General features: G+C 66.0%; 1 protein-coding gene. It reads right to left on the minus strand.

The genetic code is table 11. The features are described 5' to 3' along the window. The coding region (locus AN218_RS37615) for a hypothetical protein (protein ID WP_216311814.1) at window positions 1-183 on the minus strand (183 nt) is incomplete at its 3' end. Window positions 184-215 lie beyond the last annotated feature (32 nt).

A 215-nucleotide genomic window follows, 5' to 3' on the forward strand; every position in this document is an offset into this window, starting at 1 on the left:
TTGGAAGGGGTAGGTCGGCAGATCGGTACGTTCAGTGCCGGTACCGTCGAAGAGACGGACCCACTCCACACGATGCCCCGCCACATGCAGACGCCCCAACGCCCCGAGCACAGCGGCCTCTTCAACGACGTTCTTACGCAGAAGAGGCACCGCCGTGGCATCGGGAGCGATCGCCGCGGCCATGGCCGAGAGCACGCCGTCCGGACCCAACTCCA

The organism is Streptomyces nanshensis (assembly GCF_001751255.1).
Taxonomy (GTDB): domain Bacteria; phylum Actinomycetota; class Actinomycetes; order Streptomycetales; family Streptomycetaceae; genus Streptomyces; species Streptomyces nanshensis_A.